This is a genomic window from Bradyrhizobium cedriense (genome assembly GCF_054602315.1).
On record NZ_JBTSWB010000001.1, the window covers coordinates 687683 to 710348 of the forward strand.

A 22666-nucleotide genomic window follows, 5' to 3' on the forward strand; every position below is an offset into this window, starting at 1 on the left:
GTGAATAATTAAATCAATGAAAAATTATATGGACACAAAATAATCGTCCGCCACTGCGCGACGCAGGCCTGTGCCGCGCCGCGCTTCAACCCCCTCCATCAAAGCAAGCGGCGTCGATCGAGGTCTCGCTACATCTCCTCTGTTCCCGAGTCAGCTCTGCAGGCGCTGCCGGCGAGACCGCCGTGTCTTGCGATGGCCTATTCAATATCCGTTGCCATTTAAATTAAATATATTTAAAGTAATTTAAATGCCTTTCCAGGCTGCCGGACAAGCCCGCGCCGGGCGGACCCGACACTGTATGGCATTCGAAGGGGGATCGGCAGATGCAGCGGACCTCGGGCACGGCGATCGCGGTAGCCATAGCGATCATGATCGCGGGCGTTCAGTGGGCGCGTGCGGCATTGTCGGCCATGCCAAGGGTCTCCCGAGCGGACCTTGCCCACATCGAGTTGGGGCGCCCCGCTCTTCCGCCCCTCACTTACACGACGTTCTGCCTGCGTTATGCGGCCGAATGTCGCCCGCGACGCTCTTTCCGCGGCGGACCGATTCGCTTGACCGAGAAGCGCTGGACCGACCTGCGGGAGATCAATCGCTCGGTCAATCAGGCGATCGAGCCGGCTCGCAACGAACGTGGTATTGCGGGTGAGGCGTGGACGATCAACCCCGCTCGTGGCGATTGCAACGACTACGCCGTGAGCAAGCGCCACGAATTGCTTCGGCGCGGCTGGCCGCCGCGCGTCCTCCTGTTGAGCGAAGTCGTCGTTGATTCCGGCGAACATCATCTGGTGTTGCTCGTGCGCACGAGTGACGGCGACTTCGTGCTCGACAATCTCACGCCACAGGTCAAGCCGTGGTCGCAGACGCTCTATCGCTGGCTTCGCGTGCAAAGCCCGGGTCGTGACGGGCTCTGGGCCACCGTTGGACGAGAAGGGGTGTAACGTATCAGGGCTGGAACCGCTGCTCGAGCGAAACTAGCCTGTCTTCAAGCGCAACGATCCGGCGGAGAAGGGCGAGGCGCGACAGCCCGAGGGTCGCCCGTGTCGATCCGATGACGGAAGCGGCAGCACACGGCCCCCCGGAGTCGTGAGGAAGGACGCTGAAGATGCGCAGGACGCCGTCGCCGGTCAGCACATCCACCCAGCCCTCGGAAGATGACCGCCCAACGATCCGGCCTGGTACGCGGCCGATATAACGGGGAGCATCAAGCCGCGGCGACGCGTTGGCGATAGTGAGCCGCTGTCCGTCCAGGTGGGTGAAGGCACCAGGAAATGGCGGCGTCAAGGCGCGGATCAGCCGATCGATGATATCGGTTGGCTGCCGCCAGTCTATTTCTCCATCGTCCGGAACACGAGTGCAGCCATAGGAGGCGTGGTCGGTATTCTGAGACGTCCCTTGGTCGCCCGAGATCGCTCCGATGACGACCCTGCCGAGCTCACGTTCCTGAATTGCGTTGAGGCGCTCGTAGAGTGAGGTGACCGTGTCGTTCGCGCCGATCGGGATCGCCTGCTGAAACAGCAGATTGCCGCCATCCAGATCCGGGATCACGAGGTGAATGCTAATCCCGGCAGTCGTCTCGCCATTGATGATTGCCCAGTTGACGTTGGCGCGACCGCGATATTGCGGCAGAAGCGAATAGTGCACGTTGATGAAGCGACATGATGCAAGAATGTGCGGCGGGATAATCCGATCGAATGAGGAAATCACAACGGCCGCCGGGCGTGCGTCCGCGATGACGTTCTGAAGTTGAGCCAACTCCTGCAGCTCCGTGAGCGGGATGGCGCGAGCTTGCGCAAATGCCCTTAACTCGCCAGCCTCGGGCTGGGCCGGTTTTCGGAAGATCTGGACCACGCGGCACCGCGCAGCCAACGAGCGGAGCGCCGTGAAGCCCGTCGGTCCGTCCGCGAGGAGCACGACATCGGGCTGCAGCCGCTCTGTCATCTCACCCCTGCCACGGTACGAGCTGAGCGAAACCATCCTGTGTAATGGCGCCGCCGCGGCGCACCCATTCGGCCGCGCGCAACCCGCCAGTCTGCAATCGTACGATCGCCTCGGGTCCAATCTCGGACAGCAGAATGCCCATATGGCCCTGTCCGACGGATTGTGTGGGCCAGACCGCAAGTTCATTGACGGCCAACGCCGCTCGATCAATATCGCCCCAGAACTGCACAACGACGGTGCCGGCTGGCGCGCATGCGGCCAGATGCGCAGCCTCCGCCTGGCCGACGCGCGGCGTGTCCGCTGGTTGCAGGGCGACGACGAAGGCGTCCCATTCGCCCGGGTGAACCGCCGCAACGCTATTGAACGTCTCGACGGTTGCCCCAAGGCTTGCCAGCCCGCTGTGCAGCGGGGCCAGAAAGTCATTGTCGCAGAGCAAACCGATCTTGTTGCCGAGAACGGCCAGACCGCAGTCGTGCAACTGCTTCACGGCGAGCGGGCCGAGGAATGAGAAGATATTGACAGCGGGGTGTCGTTCGTTGACGCCGACCACCGGGATCTTGCGCCGTGCGCACGCTTCGATGTCCAGGTCTTCACGACGAAATTCCCATGCCTCGAACATCAAGGCGATCACGGAGTCGCCGCGCAGTTGGGCGATCAGCGCAGCTGTAAGAGGACGAAGATGGCCACTGTTGGTTACGATGTCGACCTTGTGAAGTACCTCCGGACTGATCTTCTCGAGTATCTCGATACGATCAGCGACGCCTAGGGGGATCGCCAGCTCCAAAGTCTCCCTTTTTGCGTCGGCCACTGTCCCATGGCGGCCCGGTTTCGTGAACGCGTAGACGTGCTTGGCACCGGCCATTGCAGCGAGGACTGGGGTCACGGCATAGGCACCGGTCGCGGCTTCAGTCAGCACAGTCATTCCCGACAGGTCCAGTCCCGTTTCCGCGAGCGCGAGCTTCATGAGCGTCCGCAGTCGAACGGACGAGAAGCCCGGCCTACAATGGGCTCTCGTATCCGCATCGCCAGATCGCAATTGCGCGACAGTAGTTCCGCTCCCGGTCATTGATTGATCCCGTTGTTGGCGCTAGAAGACGCGGCTTCATGAGGCTTTCGACCGGTGCGCTCCGGATATCCGATCATGCACTGCCCGCAACACGTGGCGGAGCGGGTCGGGCATGGGTGCACTGAGATGATCCTGCCGGCTCTTTGGCCGATCTACTGATCTTCTGGTCTCGCGGCCCAACACCGCAGCAGCTATTGGATGGTGCTGTTTTTCGCCCCAAGCCACGGCCCTCTCATTTAATGTAATATTAAATTTTGGAATATAGATGTCAAATTAAATGATATCGGCGGGGAGGTGCCTCTGGCTTGAGCAGCGGCTGGGGAGAAGTCGCGTCCAATCGACGCCGCGACGGTGGGGCGTTTCGTTGTTTAATAAAAAATTAACATTTTAACTTGCGCGATTCTTTGGCGGCCGTTAACCTGGATGAGCTGGATCATGGAGGGCATGTCGATGGCTCACCCGGATACCGAGAATGAAGATCGCCGTGAGTTCCTGAAGAGCTGCGGAAAATTCGCGGCCGTTACACCTCCGGCCATGACGCTGTTGCTTTCCACCTCGCTGACTTCTACCGCCATCGCCAGTTCCGGCGGGCGAATTGTGCGGGGTAACAATGGCTTCGGCAATGGGGGAAATGACGGCAGCCCTAATGGGAAACCGGACGGCAGCCGTTAAGAGTTCGAGCCGAGAGGCAAAGGAAGAGCCTGCCCACCGGCGACGAACGCCAGTCGGACAATTGCAGGCTCAGCCGGTCCGGCGGCGCCTTTGTCCTGATGCGCGGGCAATCAAGAGATCGTTCAGCTTCTTACCGGCTCGAAGCTGAGCTTTCAGCCATCGAGGCTGCTTCCCGCGCCCCGACCAAGTTTCGGACGGATCCTTCGGGTTCTGGTATTTCGGCAACACGGGAGGGTACGGCCGGCGCAGACGTTGCTGGGCCTGGGTCGGGACCGCAGTACCCTCAATCCTCCGAAGCCTCTCTTCGAGCTTGGCCTTTTCCGCAGTCATCCGGCGACTAAGAACAGCCGTGACCTCATCGTAAAGCCGCCACAGCTCGGCTGTGGTCATGGATGCCCAGTCGTCGTTCCCCATCGAAGCCGTCCCAAGTCCCCCAAACCGAAGCAGGAGGGGAATTATCAGGTCGAGCCGGGGTCCGGCAAGCACGATCCTCTCGCGCGGCGGCGCCAGGGTGCAATGCGGTGCTTGGTGTTACCGGATCAGTCCGTGCCTCCGATCGGGCGGTCTATTCCCTGGCACTCTCCGCCTGCAGGCTCGTCGCCTCGGCGAAAGCAAGCGCTGCTCGGCCCTCAATACGCGATTACGCAAGTTCTGCAATTCGGCAAATTGAACGATGAGAGCTTGATGAGTTTCACGCAAAACAACTGAAGAATACATGTGACCACCTACTCATTGCCAACGACGCCTCCCGTGACCGCTTATTGAAGTTGCTGAATTGACGAAGATGCAGCTCCAATTTGGGTGACCGGTTTTCATCGGTGCCTACAGGACTGCGATCGCAGCCATTTTCGTGCTAAATCCCAGCTCGCTTCGATGAATAGTATTCTTTTTGTTCTCCCTCTCTCAGAGGGGGCTCTTTTGAATGGCCTCGCTTTCGACGAAATTACGCCGAATGTTAGATTTAAATCGTGTGTGTCCCAATATATCGTTCGTAATAGAACAGCAACGAAGTTAATTCGTTGTTGACCATAATATCAAGGTCGCCATCAGGGGCGCCGACGATTTTCCGAGCAAATCTATGAATTCAATCCAGAGGTTCCGTTTTCGGAACTCGCGGTCTTTGAATTCTGCGGGGAGCACCGCATGTTCGTGGTGCGGTGCGTCATTTTGCTCAAGTCCGGGTTGTGCAGCCATCGAACGTTTGCCGCGTTGGGTAAGACTAAACAAGGCTACGAGGCGCCGGAGCGGACCGGTTAGGCCTCCGCGTCTCAAGAGATTGTTGGACTAAACGGCCGCACGGGGGGTTGTTAGCGACAAGCTGGGGAAGCATGCGCCGGATCAGAATTGTCATCGCGGATCGGCACCCGATCGTACTACAAGGGATCAGGAGCGTTCTTGCAGCGCAGCGTGATTTTGCGATCGTTGCGTCTTGCAGCGATGGCGCAAGCTGCATTGAGGCAATCCGATTTCTCGTGCCGGACGTCGCACTTGTCGATGACGCGCTGCCCGATCTCAGCCGGCAGCAGATTCTCGCTCCCGCACATGCTGGAGGCGCCGGTCCGGCGGCAGTCTTCTTCGCAGGTATCGCTGCCGATTGTGAGTTGCAAAGGCTCGCCTTGGATGGCGCCTGCATCGTCCTGTCGAAGGATTCGGATGCGGAGATGCTGGTCGCAACCCTGCGGAGAGCTGCCCAGGGCCACGGAGCGGCCTCGCCGAACACTGGGAAGGTCGGCGGAGACCCCCGCGCCGGTGAAAAGGCGCTGAGCTCGCTGACGGACCGGGAGCGGCAGATTGTGCGGCTGGTGTCGGAGGGGCTGTCGAACAAGGAGATTGGGCGGCGCTTGAACATTGCCGCCGGCACGATCAAGGTCCACCTTCATCACATCTTCCAGAAGCTTGATATCAGCAATCGTACGGTTCTCGCGGCATTGGCGATTTCGCAGAACGAGTTGCATGCGGCGCCACGCGAGCCGGCTTCCCCCGGTCAGCATCGGGATCCAGCCTGAGTGAAATGACGAGGCCCCGTGATTTCGGGAGCGTGCGCGGCCCCGGCGAAGGGCGAGCCGCCAACCTTGATTGCGGCTTGGGTTCCTGTGGAGCGGACGCCAGTTGGCCGGAGCTTCCGTGAAAGCCCGACCTCGGGGGTTTCCGGACCCGATCTGGTCCGAAAGGCCGTCGCTGGTCGGGCTCCGGATCTCGATGCCCCGGCGGCCGATGGAACTGCAAGCTTCGCAATAGTCCATTGTAGCCAAGCCTGCGCTCGTCCGAATTAAATATGGGATTGAACGCATTGAGTTGCGAGCCAAATCCGGGCGGCAACGGTTCGGAAACCTCGGAACGGACAGGGAAATTGTGGGCGAGCCCGTCGCAGCGCACGTCCGGAGCCTCCCGCCGGGCGAAGAAAATTCTTGGCTGAAAGTGGATTTAATATATAATAACGGAAATTAAATTTTAAATATAGGAGAGCGCATCGTGACCCGGGACGGCAACGAAGACGACGACCGGCGGGCGTTTCTGAAAACCTGCGGAAGATTTGCGGCCGTGACACCCCCGGCAATGACCCTGCTTCTATCCACGTCCCTGACCTCAACAGCCATCGCAAGTTCAGGCGGCCTGCATGCAACGAGGCAGAGCGACGGGGGCCGATCATTCTTCGACAACGATCGGTCATCCGAGGCAGGGCCGGGAGGCTCCACGGGAAGCTCCAGCGGCGGGACATCAGGCGGTGGGGGGGCGCCTGGCGGTCGCTCGGCCGGATCATCTCGTCCCGGAGGGACCTCCGGCGGCGGATCGGGCGGTAGCAACGGGCCCCGAGGTGGCGGAGGAAGTGCCAACGGGCCCTCCGCAACCGGCGGCAGCTCTGGAATTCCAAGCGCCAATGGCGGGGTCGATTGTGCAGATGAAGAGAACGAGGAGAAGCGCAGGGCCGATTGCCCCCGCGCCAGCACTCGGATTTCGAGCGCAACCGACTCCAGCCGGTAGAAGTCTTCGCGGTCCATGATCGGACCTCGTCGGCTGCACGGTAGCGCCAGGCTGGGCCTTGCTCGAGCGAGCCAAACGTTGGACCGAAACCATGTCCGGGCAGCGGAAGGGCCTCTTCGCGCACCGCCGCAGCGCTCATGCGGACGCAACATGCCAAATGTTAGTGCGTTCACTCCCGAGCGAGCTTGCGCGGTGGCACCCGGATTTCACGCGGCTTCTTGCCTGCGTCGTTGGACATTGCAAGCTGCGACTGGGCCCGCTTTTCCCGAAGCTGGGCTTCGGTCCATGGTGCCATGCCTAGGGTTGGACCGCCGCGACGGACTCAACACCAGGAACACTTTCGGCGGCGCTCCGTTAGCGCAGCAAACTCCGGGAGTTGTCCATGACCGACTATCCAAAGCCGCCTTATCCCTCGCAGCAGCAACCGATGCCCGGTTCGACGCGCGCCATGCAGCCTCGACCCGATCATGGTGAGGAGAGCTACAAGGGGGCCGGCCGCCTGGCCGGAAAGAAGGCCATCATCACCGGCGGCGATAGCGGCATCGGCCGTGCGGTCGCGATCGCCTATGCTCGTGAAGGCGCAGACATGGTCATCTCCTATTTGAACGAGGACGAGGATGCATCCGAGGTCAAGGCTCTGGTGAAGCGGGAGGGACGCAACGTCGTCCTGATCCCCGGAGATATCCGCAACCCCGATCACTGCCGCTCCATCGTGCGTCGCACCGTCGAGGAACTCGGCGGCATCGACATCCTCGTCAACAACGCGGCCCATCAGGCCTCGTTCAAGGACATCGCGGACATCAGCGACGAGGAGTGGCAGCGGACGTTCGAGACCAACATCCACGCCATGTTCTATCTGACCAAGGCCGCCGTCCCGCACATGCGGCCGGGAGCCGCGATCATCAATACGGCCTCGGTGAACTCCGACATGCCGAACCCGAGCCTGCTGGCTTACGCCACGACCAAGGGCGCCATTCAGAACTTTACCGGCGGGCTCGCCCAGATGCTGGCGGGTAAGGGCATTCGGGTGAACGCCGTTGCGCCGGGACCGATCTGGACGCCGCTGATCCCGTCGACCATGCCGGAGGAGACCGTGAAGAACTTCGGCAAGCAGGTGCCGATGCAGCGCGCCGGCCAGCCGGCCGAGCTGGCGACGGCCTATGTCATGTTGGCGGATCCGCTCTCGAGCTACACTTCCGGCGCAACATTGCCCGTCACCGGCGGCAAGCCGTTCATCTGATCGAATGTGCCGGTCCGCGGCGCGATGAGAGCCGTCCCGGCGACCCGACGACGCCGCGAGCGGGGCCGCCAGATCTCGATGAGTGTCTCGATCAGTCCGCCTCGATCACGCCGCGTTGGATGCCTTGGCGTTGACGCCCTTGCGCAGCGCCACCGTGTTCAGCTTGGTGTTGGCGGCCTTCTCTTCGTTCAGGTTGGTGGTGAGGAAGCGCACGATGTCGTCGTGGCCAAGTTCCTCGGCCCATGCGATCAGCGTGCCGTAGCGGCACATTTCGTAGTGCTCCACGGCCTGTGCGTTCGCCACGATAGCGGCATCCAGCACGGCCTTGTCCTCGATCTCGCCGGCCGTCTCGTCGGCTTCCTTGATGAGGCCGTCGATGGCCGGACAATGAGTGCCGCTCGGCTCCTTGCCGAGTTTCGTGAAGACCTTGTCGAGGCGCTCGATCTGCTTGTTGGTCTCTTCCAGATGGGCTTTCAGCCCGGCGACGAGGTCCCTGTTCGTCGCCTTGTCGATCATCTTCGGCAGCGCCTTCAGGATCTGCTGTTCCGCGTAATAGATGTCCTGGAGTCCGTGCAGCAGCAGGTCTTCCATCGATTTGATGTCCTTGGTGAAGAATCCCATAAAAGACGTCTCCTTTTCACAATGATGGCAGTGGAACGCCGTGCGGCCATGGCTGTTCCATCCCCGCATGCAGATCGGGAGAGCCGAATGAGCGATGGAGTGGATCATCTTGCGGGCCTGCTCGGACGTGCGGCGATGGACGTGTGGGGCGACATGCCTCGCGACATCCAGGAAGCGCTGTTCGAGACCGCCATGAAGGGACGTCCGACGGAGCGTGAGGAGCTCGCGCGGTTGCTGCACGAGCGGCACCCGCGCACGCTTCATCCGGCCCGGCCAGCCTGACGCAGCATCGCAGGAACGATCGCGCCAGCTCCTGATTGGTGAATTGGGTGGCCGTCGTCGAATCGCTTCGAACGAAGCCGCCGGAGCCGTGTCGCCCAACCGTGTCCGATTTGTGAGCCGACCGACGTGACTGAGATTAACATCGGAAAATGGTACGACCCGCTCTCGGAGCGGTGGATCGTGCCTCGCCAAACTCACGGCATCGCCGCCTTCGAGCAGTCGAGCGCGGAGAAAGTGCCGGAGATGCACAAGGGAGCAGAGACGCAGCGGATCTGGGACCTGCTGGTCGACTGCTGCGCACGTGGCTGATGCCAACTCCGGCATCCTTACGCTTGGTTTCAATCGGGCGCAGGTGGACCGCGGGTGCAGGTGGACCGCGGGTATCGAGCTAGCTTCCCCACTCGGCAGGCTCTCGTCGATACGGTGGAGCGCTCGTGGCCCCTCCCGGCAGCTGAAAATCCTTGCCGCGATGTCTGAGGTTGTCCAGCGTTGCTGGCCTTGCACGGGGCAGGTCAGCGTTTGCGTCAACCCTGATCTCGATGACGTCCGGAGCGGATCGGTATATTACCGCCCCGACTCCAGAGCGACGCCGGAATAAGGATCAGACGATGGACGATATGATTGGCTTCCCCGACCCTGGTCTCGACCTGTCGGACGGCTTCAAGCCGCATACCTCGCATTGGGGGGTGTTCTCCGCGCGTCAGGGCGCGGCCGGGCTGGAGGTCAGGCCCTATGCGGGCGATCCCGATCCGAACGGCATCGTCGACAATTTTCCCGGCGCGCTCCGCCACCAGGCACGCATCGCCCAGCCCGCGATCCGCCGCGGCTGGCTGGAGCGTGGGCCGGGCCCCGACGATCGCCGCGGCCGCGACGAATTCGTCTCCGTCAGCTGGGAGAAGGCGCTCGATCTCCTGGGGGACGAACTGGCACGCATCCGCGACACGCGCGGGCCGGGCGCTGTGTTCGGCGGCTCCTATGGCTGGTCGAGCGCCGGCCGCTTCCATCACGCCCAGAGCCAGGTGCATCGCTTCCTCAACATCGCGATGGGCGGTTATGTGCGCTCGGTCAACTCCTATTCCTCCGGAGCGTCCTCGGTGCTGCTGCCGCAGATCCTGGCCGGCTACGAGGAGATCACCAAGCGCAACGTCACCTGGGAGCAGATCGCGGATCATACCGAGGTCGTGCTGGCATTCGGCGGCATGGCGTTGAAGAACTCCATGGTGGCCGGCGGCTCGATCAGCAAGCATGTCGAGCGCGGCGCGATGGCGGCTGCGCGCCGGCGTGGCTGCGAGTTCGTCCTGGTCAGCCCGCTCCGCGACGACCTGCCGGTCGAGGCCGGCGCCGAATGGATGACCTGCGTGCCCGGCACCGACACCGCGCTGATGCTCGGCATCGTCCATACGCTGGTGAGCGAAGGCCTGCATGATCAGGCCTTCCTCGATCGTTACACCGAGGGCTGGCCGGTCTTCCTGCGCTATCTCACCGGCGAGAGCGACGGGCAGGCCAAGCACGCCGAATGGGCCGCCGCGATCTGCGGCGTCGAGGCGGATGTGATCCGCAAGCTGGCGCGGCGTCTTGCCGGCAAGCGCGCGCTCATCACCGTCTCCCATTCGCTTCAGCGCGCCGAGCATGGCGAGCAGCCGGTGTGGATGGGCATGGTGCTGGCGGCGGCGCTCGGCCAGATCGGTCTCGCCGGGGGCGGCTACGCCTATTCGCTGGGTGCGATCGGCTATTACGGCCGCCGCGTCAACGACGTGCCGGGGCCGACGCTGGGGCAGGGCCGCAACGGCGTTGCCGATTTCATCCCGGTGGCGCGCATCGCCGACATGCTGCTCAATCCCGGCGGCACGTATCGCTACAACGGCGAGACGCGCACCTATCCGGACATTCGCCTCGTCTACTGGGCCGGCGGCAATCCGTTCCATCATCACCAGGACCTCAACCGCCTGCGCAAGGCGTTTGCGAAGGTCGACACGCTTGTCGTGCACGAACTCGCCTGGACCGCCACCGCCCGTCACGCCGACATCGTGCTGCCGGCGACGATGACGCTGGAGCGCGAAGACATCGGCTATTCCACCAACGATCCCCTGATGGTGGCCATGCATCGGATCGCCGAGCCGTTTGGCCTTGCGCGCGACGACTACGACGTCTTTGCCGACCTCGCCGAGCGTCTCGGGGCGCGCGAACCATTTACGGAAGGCCGCACTTCACGCCAATGGCTCGAGCATCTCTATGAGCCGACCCGCGCCTCGCTTGCCAAGCGTGGCCTGGAGGCGCCCAGCTTCGACGAGTTCTGGCGACGCGGCAGCCTCGTCGTGCCGCAGCAGCCCGATGACGGCGGCAGGCTGCGTCGCTTCCGCGAGGATCCCGTCAATCACGCGCTGCCGACGCCGAGTGGACGCATCGAGATATATTCGGCGAAGATTGCGGCCCATGGCGATGCGGATTGTCCCGGCCACCCGGTCTGGCTCGACAAGACCGATCTGCCCAGGCCTGGCGCGCCGTGTTTTCTCGTCGCCAACCAGCCGGTGACGCGTCTGCACAGCCAGCTCGATTTCGGCGGACATTCGCTGGCTGCGAAGCATCGCGGTCGCGAGGTCGCGTGCATGAACCCGGTCGATGCGGGCGCGCGTGGCATCGAGGACGGCGACATCATCCGCCTGTTCAACGAGCGCGGCGCGTGCCTCGCCGCGGTCCACGTCACCGACGGCATCGCCGCCGGCGTCGTGCAGCTGCCCACAGGCGCCTGGTACGATCCGATGGATCCCGAGGACGAGGCGCCGCTCTGCGTTCACGGCAATCCGAACGTGCTCACCCGCGATATCGGCACCTCATCCCTCGCGCAGGGCTGCACCGGCCAGTTGACGACGGTCGAGGTGGAGAAATTCACAGGCAATCTGCCGCCGATCCGCGCGTTCGATCCGGTGTAGGATTTGACACAAGAGGACCGGGCGATCCAGTTCGCCGGATCGGCTAGGCGGGTGCGCTGGCGATCCACTCCCGCTCGAAAGACGCACGCCGCCTCGGCCGTGCTTCGGCGTCGAGCTGTCCGCCCGCATTGGCCAGACGCCAACGTGCCGGAGAACGGCCGCTGATGCGCTTGAAGACGGTGGAAAAATGCGCCTGCGTGCTGAAGCCGACGGCAAGCGCGATTTCTGCCAGTGGCCGCTCGGTGGTTGCGAGCAGCGTCTTCGCACGCTCGATCCGGTGATTGAGCAGATATTCGCGCGGACGATATCCGGTCGCGGTGCGGAACTGGGCCGCAAAATGCATTCGTGACAGGCCGGCGACATTGGCGAGTTCGGACAGGCTGATGCAACGGTCGAAATGATCGGCGATATGTTGCTCGACCCGCCGCAGCCGCCATTTCGGCAAGGCGTTGACCCTGGCGCGCGGCAATTCCAGCCGGGCGAGATGCATCGCAAGCGTCCGGCCGATGCAGCGCGCGAATTGCCGGTCCGTCGCGTCGCCATGTTCGATCATTGCCTTGACGAGCTCGGCGGCGAGCGGATCGCGCAGCACGATGTCATTCAGCCCGTCGGCGTGCGCTGGAAGATGGTCCGTGGAGATGTGGACGTGCAGGAAGGCGCACGGCGACTGGAATTGCGCCCCGAGCGGCTTCGAGGGGGCGGTGATGTAGAGCGACCCCGCCGGCATGGCGCCTTCGAAGACGATCCGGCCATCCCGTGTGAGCTTCGCATGAGTGGCCTTCAGGGCAATACCGACGAAATAGCGATCGTCTGGTGTCGTCGTTTCGTGCGACGACGTGCTCCGCGGGTCATCCCATAGCGAGATCGTGATGTCTTCGATCATGTCCTTTGGAGTGCGATCGATCTGACGCCATTGGCTTTCCCGGGCGATCGCATGTGCGGGGCGAAGACCCCCATGATCTTGCGGGAGGGCCGGAACGTCAACCCAGGCATGCGCCACGTGCAAGTTGCTCGACATCGTCGTCCTCTCCTGGTTTTGCCACTGCTTGCGACGGCCGGCAGGGCGCGCAACCAATGCTTCCCATGCTGAGAGGATAAACGTGCGCTGGCTAGGACGCCCGTTAGGGGTGATTAGGAACTGTTAGATTCTGTGGGTGCGCATCAGGTGTGACAGCTCGTCGCAGAGGGCCTGATTAGAACCAATTTGTTATGCATTTCCGCAGAGCGGAGGAGCCTGAGGAAAGCGCATCGGGCGGACCGACGCGCCCATATGATACTGGTACAATGCCTTCACTGGACCACGCAGCGGCGCCTTGTATAGTTGCGGCGCGTTTCGAAGAAGCCGACAAGATGAGCGCGATGTGACCGAGCTTTCGGCAGGACATGGCCGCCGTAGCGGCGACACTGGTCCGAACCTCGATCTCGATGCCGTCTTGTTCGGACCGTTCTCGCTGCGTTCGCGGCTGCTGGAGAAGGACGGCGCGCCAGTCAAGCTCGGCAGCCGGGCGATGGACATTCTGCGTCTGCTTGTCAGCCGTGCCGGCGAGGTGGTGCCGAAGAACGAGATTCTCAGCTACGCGTGGTCCGGCCTCTCCGTTGAGGAGATCAGCTTGCGGGTCCATGTCGCGGAGCTGCGCAAGGCGCTCGGCGACGGCAAGGACGGCGCCCGCTACATCACCAACATCCCGGGCCGGGGCTACTGCTTCGTCGCGCCAGTGCGGCGTGGCGAACGTGCAGAGCCGCCTGTGACCGCGTCGCGGCCGCCCGAAGCGTCAGCCCCGCCACCGACTCTGCCACGTCGCCTGGACCGGATGGTCGGGCGGGACGACGTCGTGGCCGAGCTGGCAACACGCCTCGTCCGCGATCGCTTCGTCACGCTGCGAGGGCCGGGCGGCATCGGAAAGACCACCATTGCGGCCGCGCTCGCACATGAGATGTGCGACAGGTTCGAGGGCAGCGTCCATTTCCTCGAATTCGGTTCGCTGCAGGACACCGCGCTGGTCGCAAGCACGGTTGCTGCCGCGCTGGGCCTCGTCGTGCATCACAACGATCCCGCAGGCAGCATCGTCAATTTTCTGCGCGGCCGACGGCTACTTCTTGTTCTCGACAGCTGCGAGCACGTCATCGACGAGGTCGCGCGTCTCGCAGAAGCCATCTACCGTGAGGCGCCCGGCGTCGCCATCCTCGCGACCAGCCGCGAGTCGCTGCTGGTGGAAGGGGAGCGGATCTTCGAGCTGGCCCCCTTGCCCGGTCCGCCGCAGGACGCCCGCCTCAGCGCGGGCGAGGTGCTGAATTATCCCGCTGCGCGTCTGTTCGTGGACCGCGCCATCGCGGCGGGCCATCGGGACGCCATCACGGACGAGGATGCGGAAATCCTGGTGCGGATCTGCGGCAAGCTCGACGGCATCGCGCTCGCGATCGAGCTGGCCGCCGCGCGCGCCGGCTTCTACGGATTGCGCGAGATGGCGGCGCTGCTCGACAGCCGTTTCCAGCTCGAATGGCCCGGGCGGCGAACGTCGCCGCCGCGCCAGCAGACGCTCGGCGCCACGCTCGATTGGAGCTTTGACCTGATCGGCGAGAGCGAGCGCATCGTGTTTCAGCGCCTCGCCGTCTTCGCGGGCTCCTTCACGTTGCAGGGCGCAATCGCGGTGGCGGCTGACGCGGCGACCGCGGAGGATCGCGTCGTGCATGCGCTGGAGCAACTCATGGTCAAGTCACTGGTGTCGGCGCAACCGGACGGCCCGTCGCGGCGCTATCGCCTGCTTGATGCAACGCGTGCCTATGCCATGCAGAAGCTAGCCGATGGCGGCCAGGCCGATGCGATCGCGCGCCGTCATGCCGTATATGTTCAGCGAACGCTCGAAGCCGGCATGAAAGAGCCGGGCAGTCGAGAGCAGGCGTCCCGCGCGCACGAGCGGGCGGGCCTGCTCGCCGACGCCCGCGCGGCTCTGGCATGGAGCCACGCCAATGCTGACGGCGTTGGCCTGCGCGTGCCGCTCGCAGGTAGCTGCACGAGGCTGTTGGTCGAGCTCAATTTGCTGAACGAAGCGCGCATATGGTCCGATCGGGCACTCGCAACGCTCGACGAAGTCGAGCGGGGCGGCAGATGGGAGCTCGAGCTTCAGTCGGCCCTCGGTCACGCCCTCATGTTCACCGAGCGCAACAGCGAGCAGGCGGAAGCGGCGCTCAGGCGAGGGCTGGAGATTTCGGAAGCGCTCGGCGATCATGCCAATACATTCCGGCTACTGTCGCGGCTGAATATGTTCTACCGCCGGACCGGCGGCTATCGGCATCTGGTGCCGACTGCGCGTCACGCCGAGCGGATTGCCCGCCTGATCGGCGATACTGCAGGCGTTGCCGGTAGCAAGACGCTGCTCGGCGTGTCCTATCACCTCGTCGGGGACCAGCTCGAGGCGCAAGCCCATCTCGACGGGGGCGTGCGCGACGATGCCGCGCTGCGTGGCACGCAACCCGGACATTTCGCCTACTCGCGCACGCCGCAGATTCCGCTCGCGCGCGTGCTATGGCTACGCGGCTTTCCTGATCGTGCGCTCGAATGCATCCGCCTGCTCGTCGGCGCCGCCGCGCCGCGCGACGTGGTCATGCATTGTATCGCATTATGCTGGTCCGCCTCGGTGTTCGGCTGGGTTGGCGACTGGTCCTCCGTCGAGACCATGACCGGTCGCTTGGCGAGGCATGCGAACCTGCACGGGCTCGTTCCTTACGAAGCCGTCGCGACCGGCTTTCGGGCGCAGGCCATGATTGCCCGTGGCGAGGTCACCGGCGGCATCGACCTGTTGCGGACTGCGCTCCCGCGTCTGCACGCGGATCGCTACGAACTCTACGCATCGGCGTTCGCCACCGACCTGTCCCAGGCGTTGGCGGCGCTCGGGCGGCTGTCGGAAGCGCAAGAGGTGCTGCACGAGACCATTGCGCGGGTCGAGCGGGAAGGCGGCGCCTTCGACATGCCGGAGCTTCTCCGTATGCGGGGAGAGCTCGAGGCGCATGGCGGGAATCTCGCAGCTGCCGAGGCAAGTCTGGCAGCGTCGGCGACGCTCGCCGAGCACCAGGGCGCATTGTCCTGGCTGTTGCGGACCGAGATGTCGCTGGTGCGACTGCGCGACCGGCAGGGTGTGCCGGATTCTCTTGAACGGCTCGCCAGCACCTATGCCCGGTTCTCCGAGGGGTTCGACACCGCCGATCTCAGGGCGGCAGGGCTGATGCTGGATCAGCCGGCTTGATCACGTGCGATCGGAAATCCCGAGCCTAGCCCTTGTCCAGGCGTGCAAGGAAATCGCGCACGACCGCGGCGATCTCGTCGGTGGCTTCATCCAGCGCGAAATGGCCTGCTTCCAGGATGTGAACCTCGGCATCGGGCACGTCGTCGCAATAGGCGGTCGCGCCGGCGACGGTGAAGGACGGATCGTATTTGCCCCAGACCACCAGCGTCGGCGGCCGCGTCTTGCGCAACCAGTCCTGCCATGTGGGATAGGAGGCGACGTTGGTCCGGTAGTCCAGGAACAGCGTGGCCTGGATATCGGCCTGACCGGGGCGCGTCAGGAACGCGTATTCGTCGCTCCAGGTGTCGGGGTCGTAGCGTTCGGGGTGCGGGCTTGAGCCGAGATGCCGCTGACGCGTTGCCGCCAGCGAGGTGAAATTGGCCTTGAGCGCCTCGAGTTCGTGGGCCGGGTCGGCCCAATACTTGCGACGCGCTTCCCAGAGCGGGCTCAAGCCCTGTTCGTGCGACACCGCATTCTGGATGATAATGCCGCGGACGCGCTCGGGGTGTGCAAGCGCCATGCGAAAGCCGACAGGACCGCCGTAGTCCTGCATGAACAGGACGTATTTGCCGAGACCGAGCTTCGTCGTGAGCTCGCCGATCACGCCGGCGATGTTGTCGAACGTGTAGGTGAAAGCGGAGGGCGACGGCGCGCTGCTATTGCCGAAGCCGGGATAATCAGGTGCGATCACGTGATATCTGTCGGCAAGCAGCGGCAGCAGAGGCTCCCACATCCGCGACGAGGAGGGGAAACCGTGCAGAAGCAGCACGGTCGGTGCGTCGGCGGGACCAGCCTCGCGGTAGAAGATCTCGAGGTCATGGATACCGATGGTGTGATAGCTGATCGAACGGCGGCTCGAGCGCAAGTCTTGTGCCGAGGCGTTCGCAGTCGCGCAGGCCAGGGCCGCCGAGAGCGCAAGGGAGGTTGGAACCTTCATGTCATTGCTCCGCGTGTAGGGTGACGATGCATCGGAGGTGCCTGCGACCATCTGCTCGCAGCGGATGACCTTGATGCTCGTCAGCGCAATCTGCACCCAAGGTGGGCGGTTGGCTCGTTATGTATTGTTAGACGTTGAGATGTGCCGTCAGACTGGCGCGGGTCGTCCTACTCGAAGGCGGCGTCGAAGATCTCGACGTCCATCAGAACGGGTTTGGCGATGACCGTTCCGTCGGGCCGCAGCGTCTGCGCGCGTCGAAGTGTCGGCACGACGATGCCGCCGAAGCTGTCGTGAGCCCAGGAGTATTGGGCGACTTTCATCCCGAAGAGATCGTGATCCGTCCGACGTTGCAGGGCGCTCTCGTCGAAATAGAAGATCTGTTCAGGCGCGAGCGTGATCAAATGCGAGGGGAATTGTGCCCGCAGCCGCCGCCACGTTTCGGCGCCCTCACGCCAGGGCGGCAGCTCCTCGATCATGACGTCGGGACGGGCGAGCAGGAACGGGTTGGTCAGATAGTTCCAGATGGCGACGCCGCAAAAGAACACCAGATGCAGTTCGTCCGCGAGCGCAGGCAAGCCAACCTCGGGAAACGCGAGGCTCGGGTTGCGCCAGGTCCGCAGGACCTCGCCATCCAGGCTCTCGATCGTGATCGCGTCGGGTTGAAACGAGCCAGCGTGCTCGCCTCCGGTGATGCCGGTGAAGCGGAGCGACTGCGCGCGGGTCGAGCCTTCCGCGGTCACATCCTTGAATTCCCGGGCATGGCCGGCGCTGGAGAACAGCGATCCGCTGATGGAAAGGTGGAGCGTGAACCGGTTCAAGCTGTTCCAGTGGGCCAAGCCGCCGCTGGCATCGATTACGTCGTCAAGAAGCGCCATGTCCCGCCAAATCCACCATGAAGTGTCGCCACCATGGCGGGGCGCAGGCGGCTTGGCGTGTTAGAAGTTGTTAGGACTTGCGAGCGGGTGCTTTGACGGTATCCTGTTGAAGATGCTGTCAATTCAGGGTGCCCAGCAGCTCCCTTGCGGCGACCAGATCGCGGGTCTGGAGTCCCTCCTGGTAGCGCGCGACCAGAGGGGCGAGCAGGTCGCGTGCGTCGCTGGCTTTTCCGGTCTGGCGCCAGATGCGGCCGAGACTGATCGCGCCGCGGAGCTCCCAGCCGGCGGCGCATTGTCGCTGCGCCAGATCGAGCGATCGGCGCAAGCAGCTCTCGGCCTCCGCAGCGTTGCCCGATCGGGCGAGAATGTCGCCCTTGACCCTGAGCATCTCCGGCATGTCAAAGGACTCCCCATGATCGGGGATCTCAGCGATTGCCTCGTTGATCGTCTGCAAGGCTTCGTCGGGCTGATTCTGGGAAACGAGACCCTCCGCGAGCGCCGTCGCAAACACGGTCGTCATGATCCGGTGCCGTGTCGCGTACAACGTGGCCTGACTGCGGCGAAGGTGTTCGATGCCGCCAGCAACGTCGCCGCGGCGCAGCAGTAGCTCGCCTTTCTGGCCGGTGCCGACCGCGTGATAGGGGCCGAGGAAGTGCCGCGCCGAATGCTCGATCAGCCGCTCGATCAGGATTTCGGCGTTGTCCCAGTCGCCGACCCAGAGGAACACGTAAATCGTCCAGATCAGGGAGATGCCGAGGGTCAGCGGCTGTTCGAGCAGCTCAGCCTCGCGAACGGTGTATCTGGCGGCCTCGATCGCACGCTCGGGCCGGCCGGTGAGCCAGAGGCCGCGCGCCAGCGCCACCAGCGCGACGATGCGGTCGTCATAGCCGAGATGTCCGATGTTCAGCCGTTGCGAGCCGGGATTGTGCACCATCGCGCTCTCGCAGAACCGAACTGCCTTGTCCTGGTTACCGATCAGATGATGCGCGACGCCCAGCATCCATTCGACGTTTAGCGTGGCGGCGGGATCGTTGAGTTTTCGCGCGACGCTCTCGCCCTGTTCGCCGGTTCCCAGCGCGCCGTGAAAATCTCCGATCCGTGTCAGGTAGATGTGCAATCCGCGCAGCAGCCAGAGCTGCCAGTGCAGGTCCTCGAGCTCCCGGGCAAGCTGGAGACTGCGCGTGAACGCCGACCGCACCGCTTCGGTGTTGCCCTGCGTGAACATCACGGAGACGCCGAGCGCGGCCTGCAAGGTCATTTCCTTCCGGCCGTCCACGGCGCTCGTATCGAGCGATGCCAGAGCCTGCTGGGTCCATCGGTAGCATTCCGTCAGCAATGTCAGTTCGAGGAAGAACTGGGCCGCCGAGGCCGCCAGATCCACGCCGATCGTCCGGTCGCGGCGGTCCGAAAAGCTGAAGGTCAGCGCGGCCCTGACATTGGGCAAATGGTCGGCATAGGGGAGGAAGCCGCCTGCGCTCTGCATGCCCGTGGATTTGAGGGCAATGTCTTGCAGGAAATCGCGGAAATACTCGGCGTGTGCGCGCGCGACGCGGTCCGCTTCTCCGTTCTCGACGAGCTTGTCCGCAGCGAAGGCGCGGGTGGTGTCGAGCAGGCGGTAGCGCAGCCGCCGCTCCGCAGGAGAGGTCGCGATCAGGGATTTGGACAGCAGGTTCGAAATCGCCTCGGCGGCTTCAGGCTCACGGATCCCCTGGCAGGACGCGACAGCAAGCGCGGCCTCCAGCGTGAACGGCCCGACGAACACCGACAATCCGCGCAGCGTCGCGCCTTCGGCCGGCGGCAACAGGTCGTAGCTCCAGGCGAGCGCCGCGCTCAAGGTTTGGTGCCGCGGAATCGCGGTGCGCCGTCCCCGCCACAGCAGCGAAAAGCGGCTGTCCAGCAGCGAGGCCGTCCCGGCAATGCCATAGGCGTTCACGCGCCCGGCTGCGAGTTCGATCGCGAGCGCAATGCCGTCCAGTCGCCGGCAGATATCGGCGACCAGCGGCGCATCCTCATCGCGGAGCTCGAATTCGCTTAAACTTTCGGCAATGCGTTCAACGAATAGCTGGCTTGCGGGATAGGCAAGGATGTCAGCAACACCGAGCCCGTCGCGTTGCGGCGGGCAATCGAGCGGAAACAGCCGATGGACGCGTTCGCCTTCAGCCCGAAAGGATTCGCGGCTGGTGGCCAGAATGTGCAGCTGCGGTGCTTCGCGGACGAGGCGCTCGGCCAGAGGGGCGAGTTCGTCGAGGATATGCTCGCAACTGTCGAACAGCAGCAACACCCGGCGGCTGCGCAGGACCGCCAGCAAGTTCGGTATCGGGTCTTCGGAATTGACGGTCAGGCCCAGCGCGGCCGAAATCGTTCCGGGGACCAGCGGAGCATCTGTCAACGCGCCGAAATCGACGAAGCACACCTGGCCGTCGAAGGCTGCGAGCTCGCCCTGCGCGACTGCGAGTGCCACCGACGTCTTGCCGATCCCGCCGGGGCCGACGATTGTGACGAAGCGATGGTGGGCAAGCTCGGCGGAAATCCGCTCGACCGCATCGTCCCGGCCGATCATCTTCGCGAGTGGCGAAGGCAGCGAGCGCGGCGAAGCGGCGGGCGGGCTCGCCCGGCTCTCCGATGGAGCAGGCCGGAGCAGCGGAGCCGCGAAGCAATAGCCGCGTCCCGGAACGTTGACGACGTAGCGGGAGCCTTCGCCGGCATCGTCCAACGGCTTGTCATTCAAGGCCTTGCGCAGCGTCGTGATGTGGAAGCGAAGGCTGCCTTCGTCGACGTTCACGTCGGCCCAGATGCGCTTGATCAGCTCCCGCTTGTCAACGACCTCTCCGGCGCGCTCGACGAGAAAAATGAGGATGTCGAGCGCTCGGCCGCCGAGGTGAAGCGGTGCGCCATCCTTTTCGAGCCGCCGCGATTTCGCGAACAGGCGGAACGGCCCGAAGGCAATGACCGAATCCTGGTCGTTAGTGTCCGGCACGGGCCAACAATTCCAGTCAATGAGCTGAAGTCTGCAATTTGATTACCAGAACGAGACGTCCAGTACACCGGCCGAAAGTGGCGAAATCGCGTGGCGACTGCCGATCGCAGCGAGACGTGTGTCGCAAATTTTGCTTAAACGCGAGCGGTTTAGGACGCGGCTGCGACAATTCGTCAGCGCGCCTGACCTTCGAGGCACGGGTGCCCGCCGCAAGATGCGGGCGCCGCCGATCATAACAGAATCTTGCAACGTCTAACGGGCAAAGCGCGCGCGACGCATCCACTATAGCCGTGAGATCCTGTTTCAATGGGGAGGCTATGATGTCCGGTATCGGCGCTCGGGCGAACGACCACGTCGTTCGACCCCCATTCGTCGCCAGTCTCGAGGATCAGTCGCGTGACTGGGAGCTCGTGCTGCGGGAATCCCACCATCGCATGAAGAACACGCTGACGCTTTTGGGTGCGTCGGTCCGCCGCGACTTCACGCGTGCGAGTAAGAGGGATGTGTCGCTGGCGGTGGACCGGCTCGAACGGCGCATCGTTGCCTTCGGACGGCTCTATCAGCTCCTGTCCGACAATGACGATCCGTCGGCTACCGCCGTGGAGCCGTTCTTCGAAAACCTGTGCGGCGCCCTCTCCGAAGCGGTGCTGGAGCCGGCAGGCATTCGCTGCGAAGCCGCGATCGAGAGCGGCAGGTTGCCGGCTGCTCAATGTCATCGGCTCGCGCTGATGCTCACCGAACTGGTCACGAATGCGGCGAAGCACGCTTTTCCGAACAGAAGTGGTGCGCTGATCCGCATCGAATTGGCGAGCCGCGACGGCGCCTGGCTCTGCACGGTGGCCGACAACGGCATTGGTGCGACCGCTCCGCTTCAGGGCACCGGCAGCCGGATCCTCGAAGGGCTCGCGCGCAGCATCCGCGCGCAGTTGCACGGCGAGGCCGGGCAGGGCGGCACGCGGGTGACGATCGTGATGCCGACTGTCGCATGAAGCCCTTCCGTGTCTGCAACCGCGTCTCACATCAGGGAGTTCGACATGACCACCATCGAAATCGATCGCGAAACCGGGACCGGGTCCTCGACATCGCGCAACATTGACGTGAAGCTCGAGGTCGTCGTCATCCCCGTGTCCGACGTCGACCGTGCCAAGGCGTTCTACGCGCGCCTCGGTTGGCGACTGGACGCTGATTTCACGTCAGGCGACGATTGGCGCGTGATTCAGTTCACGCCCCCGGGGTCGGCCTGCTCCGTGATCTTCGGCAGGAACGTGACGGCCGCAGCGCCAGGCTCGGCGCGAGGTCTCTACCTGATCGTCTCCGATCTGGAGGCGGCGCGGAAGGATCTGCTCGACCGCGGCGTCGAAGTCAGCGAGCCGTTCCACGGTGCCGGGGACGTTCATGCCGGGCCCGACGAGCCTTATCTGTTCGGCAGCGTTCGCGTCGACGGTGCCGACCCGAAACGCGGCAGCTATAGCTCATTCGCCTCATTCAGCGATCCCGACGGCAATGGATGGCTGTTCCAGGAGGTTACGACCCGGCTGCCCGGGCGCATCGCGGGCGGCGCCACGACGTTCCCTTCGGCGACCGATCTGGCGGCGGCGCTGCGCCGCGCGGCGGTCGCGCATGGCGAGCACGAGACGCGGACCGGCGGACACGATGAGAACTGGGCGGAATGGTACGCCGACTATGTCGTTCGCGAGCAGGCCGGCCAGCCGCTGCCGTCGTGAATTGCAGCCGACCCAGCTCCTGACTTTGGCCGATACGGCACGCGATGACTGACCTGTCGCGCACCGTCCCGTCTCGGCCTCGCGTGTTCTGGTTCATCGCGCGGACTCGCAAGCGCTAACGCGGCCTAACAAGCCATAACGA

General features: G+C 63.8%; 18 protein-coding genes and 1 pseudogene. 11 read left to right on the top strand and 8 right to left on the bottom strand.

Annotated features, from left to right (window positions below):
- Window positions 1–323: 323 nt before the first annotated feature.
- Window positions 324–938, top strand: coding sequence for a transglutaminase-like cysteine peptidase (locus ACYCVF_RS03265; protein ID WP_459597104.1), 615 nt, complete (start codon window positions 324–326; stop codon window positions 936–938).
- Window positions 939–942: 4 nt separating this feature from the next.
- Here ACYCVF_RS03265 and ACYCVF_RS03270 read toward each other — a convergent pair whose 3' ends face one another.
- Window positions 943–1938: a methionyl-tRNA formyltransferase gene (locus tag ACYCVF_RS03270; RefSeq protein ID WP_459597105.1), complete on the bottom strand. Its 996-nt coding sequence runs from the start codon at window positions 1936–1938 to the stop codon at window positions 943–945.
- Between the two features lies 1 nt (window position 1939).
- Window positions 1940–2902, bottom strand: a complete 963-nt coding sequence (locus tag ACYCVF_RS03275) for a hypothetical protein (RefSeq protein WP_459606478.1) — start codon at window positions 2900–2902, stop codon at window positions 1940–1942.
- Between the two features lie 525 nt (window positions 2903–3427).
- Between ACYCVF_RS03275 and ACYCVF_RS03280 the strand changes: the two genes are divergently transcribed.
- A complete protein-coding gene (locus ACYCVF_RS03280; protein ID WP_459597107.1) occupies window positions 3428–3676 on the top strand; it encodes a hypothetical protein in 249 nt (82 codons plus the stop codon).
- Between the two features lie 69 nt (window positions 3677–3745).
- Here ACYCVF_RS03280 and ACYCVF_RS03285 read toward each other — a convergent pair whose 3' ends face one another.
- Complete coding sequence (locus ACYCVF_RS03285) at window positions 3746–4090, bottom strand: H-NS histone family protein (RefSeq protein WP_459597108.1); 345 nt, start codon at window positions 4088–4090, stop codon at window positions 3746–3748.
- Window positions 4091–5004: 914 nt separating this feature from the next.
- Here ACYCVF_RS03285 and ACYCVF_RS03290 point away from each other — a divergent pair.
- From ACYCVF_RS03290 to ACYCVF_RS03300, 3 genes and pseudogenes are all read left to right on the top strand, one after another.
- Entirely contained in the window at window positions 5005–5682 is a 678-nt protein-coding gene (locus tag ACYCVF_RS03290) for a response regulator transcription factor (protein ID WP_459597109.1), read from the top strand.
- Between the two features lie 451 nt (window positions 5683–6133).
- A pseudogene (locus ACYCVF_RS03295) lies at window positions 6134–6451 on the top strand (hypothetical protein); the annotation flags it as partial.
- A 589-nt stretch (window positions 6452–7040) separates the two neighbouring features.
- Window positions 7041–7898 (top strand): SDR family oxidoreductase, encoded by an 858-nt coding sequence (locus ACYCVF_RS03300; RefSeq protein WP_459597110.1) that lies wholly within the window; start codon window positions 7041–7043, stop codon window positions 7896–7898.
- Between the two features lie 105 nt (window positions 7899–8003).
- Here ACYCVF_RS03300 and ACYCVF_RS03305 read toward each other — a convergent pair whose 3' ends face one another.
- Entirely contained in the window at window positions 8004–8519 is a 516-nt protein-coding gene (locus tag ACYCVF_RS03305) for a YciE/YciF ferroxidase family protein (protein WP_459597111.1), read from the bottom strand.
- A gap of 87 nt (window positions 8520–8606) precedes the next feature.
- Between ACYCVF_RS03305 and ACYCVF_RS03310 the strand changes: the two genes are divergently transcribed.
- The 3 genes from ACYCVF_RS03310 to ACYCVF_RS03320 all read left to right on the top strand — a co-directional run bounded on the left by ACYCVF_RS03310 (window position 8607) and on the right by ACYCVF_RS03320 (window position 11731).
- A complete protein-coding gene (locus ACYCVF_RS03310; protein WP_459597112.1) occupies window positions 8607–8801 on the top strand; it encodes a hypothetical protein in 195 nt (64 codons plus the stop codon).
- Between the two features lie 126 nt (window positions 8802–8927).
- Window positions 8928–9110, top strand: a complete 183-nt coding sequence (locus ACYCVF_RS03315) for a hypothetical protein (RefSeq protein WP_459597113.1) — start codon at window positions 8928–8930, stop codon at window positions 9108–9110.
- Window positions 9111–9409: 299 nt separating this feature from the next.
- Window positions 9410–11731, top strand: coding sequence for a molybdopterin guanine dinucleotide-containing S/N-oxide reductase (locus tag ACYCVF_RS03320; RefSeq protein WP_459597114.1), 2322 nt, complete (start codon window positions 9410–9412; stop codon window positions 11729–11731).
- A 43-nt stretch (window positions 11732–11774) separates the two neighbouring features.
- Here ACYCVF_RS03320 and ACYCVF_RS03325 read toward each other — a convergent pair whose 3' ends face one another.
- Window positions 11775–12749 carry a helix-turn-helix domain-containing protein gene (locus ACYCVF_RS03325; RefSeq protein ID WP_459597115.1) on the bottom strand — a complete coding sequence of 325 codons (975 nt, stop codon included), beginning with the start codon at window positions 12747–12749 and terminating at the stop codon, window positions 11775–11777.
- Window positions 12750–13092: 343 nt separating this feature from the next.
- On the opposite strand from ACYCVF_RS03325, the gene ACYCVF_RS03330 reads away from it, so the two are divergent.
- Entirely contained in the window at window positions 13093–15972 is a 2880-nt protein-coding gene (locus ACYCVF_RS03330; RefSeq protein ID WP_459597116.1) for an ATP-binding protein, read from the top strand.
- A gap of 25 nt (window positions 15973–15997) precedes the next feature.
- Here ACYCVF_RS03330 and ACYCVF_RS03335 read toward each other — a convergent pair whose 3' ends face one another.
- The 3 genes from ACYCVF_RS03335 to ACYCVF_RS03345 form a co-directional block, all read right to left on the bottom strand.
- On the bottom strand, window positions 15998–16948 hold the full coding sequence (locus ACYCVF_RS03335) for an alpha/beta fold hydrolase (protein ID WP_459597117.1): 951 nt from the start codon (window positions 16946–16948) through the stop codon (window positions 15998–16000).
- Window positions 16949–17115: 167 nt separating this feature from the next.
- Window positions 17116–17823 carry a hypothetical protein gene (locus ACYCVF_RS03340; RefSeq protein ID WP_459597118.1) on the bottom strand — a complete coding sequence of 236 codons (708 nt, stop codon included), beginning with the start codon at window positions 17821–17823 and terminating at the stop codon, window positions 17116–17118.
- A 118-nt stretch (window positions 17824–17941) separates the two neighbouring features.
- Window positions 17942–20800 (bottom strand): ATP-binding protein, encoded by a 2859-nt coding sequence (locus tag ACYCVF_RS03345; protein ID WP_459597119.1) that lies wholly within the window; start codon window positions 20798–20800, stop codon window positions 17942–17944.
- A gap of 320 nt (window positions 20801–21120) precedes the next feature.
- Between ACYCVF_RS03345 and ACYCVF_RS03350 the strand changes: the two genes are divergently transcribed.
- Both ACYCVF_RS03350 and ACYCVF_RS03355 read left to right on the top strand, forming a co-directional pair.
- Window positions 21121–21789: a sensor histidine kinase gene (locus ACYCVF_RS03350; RefSeq protein WP_459597120.1), complete on the top strand. Its 669-nt coding sequence runs from the start codon at window positions 21121–21123 to the stop codon at window positions 21787–21789.
- 45 nt (window positions 21790–21834) lie between these two features.
- Complete coding sequence (locus ACYCVF_RS03355; RefSeq protein ID WP_459597121.1) at window positions 21835–22524, top strand: VOC family protein; 690 nt, start codon at window positions 21835–21837, stop codon at window positions 22522–22524.
- Window positions 22525–22666: the final 142 nt, after the last annotated feature.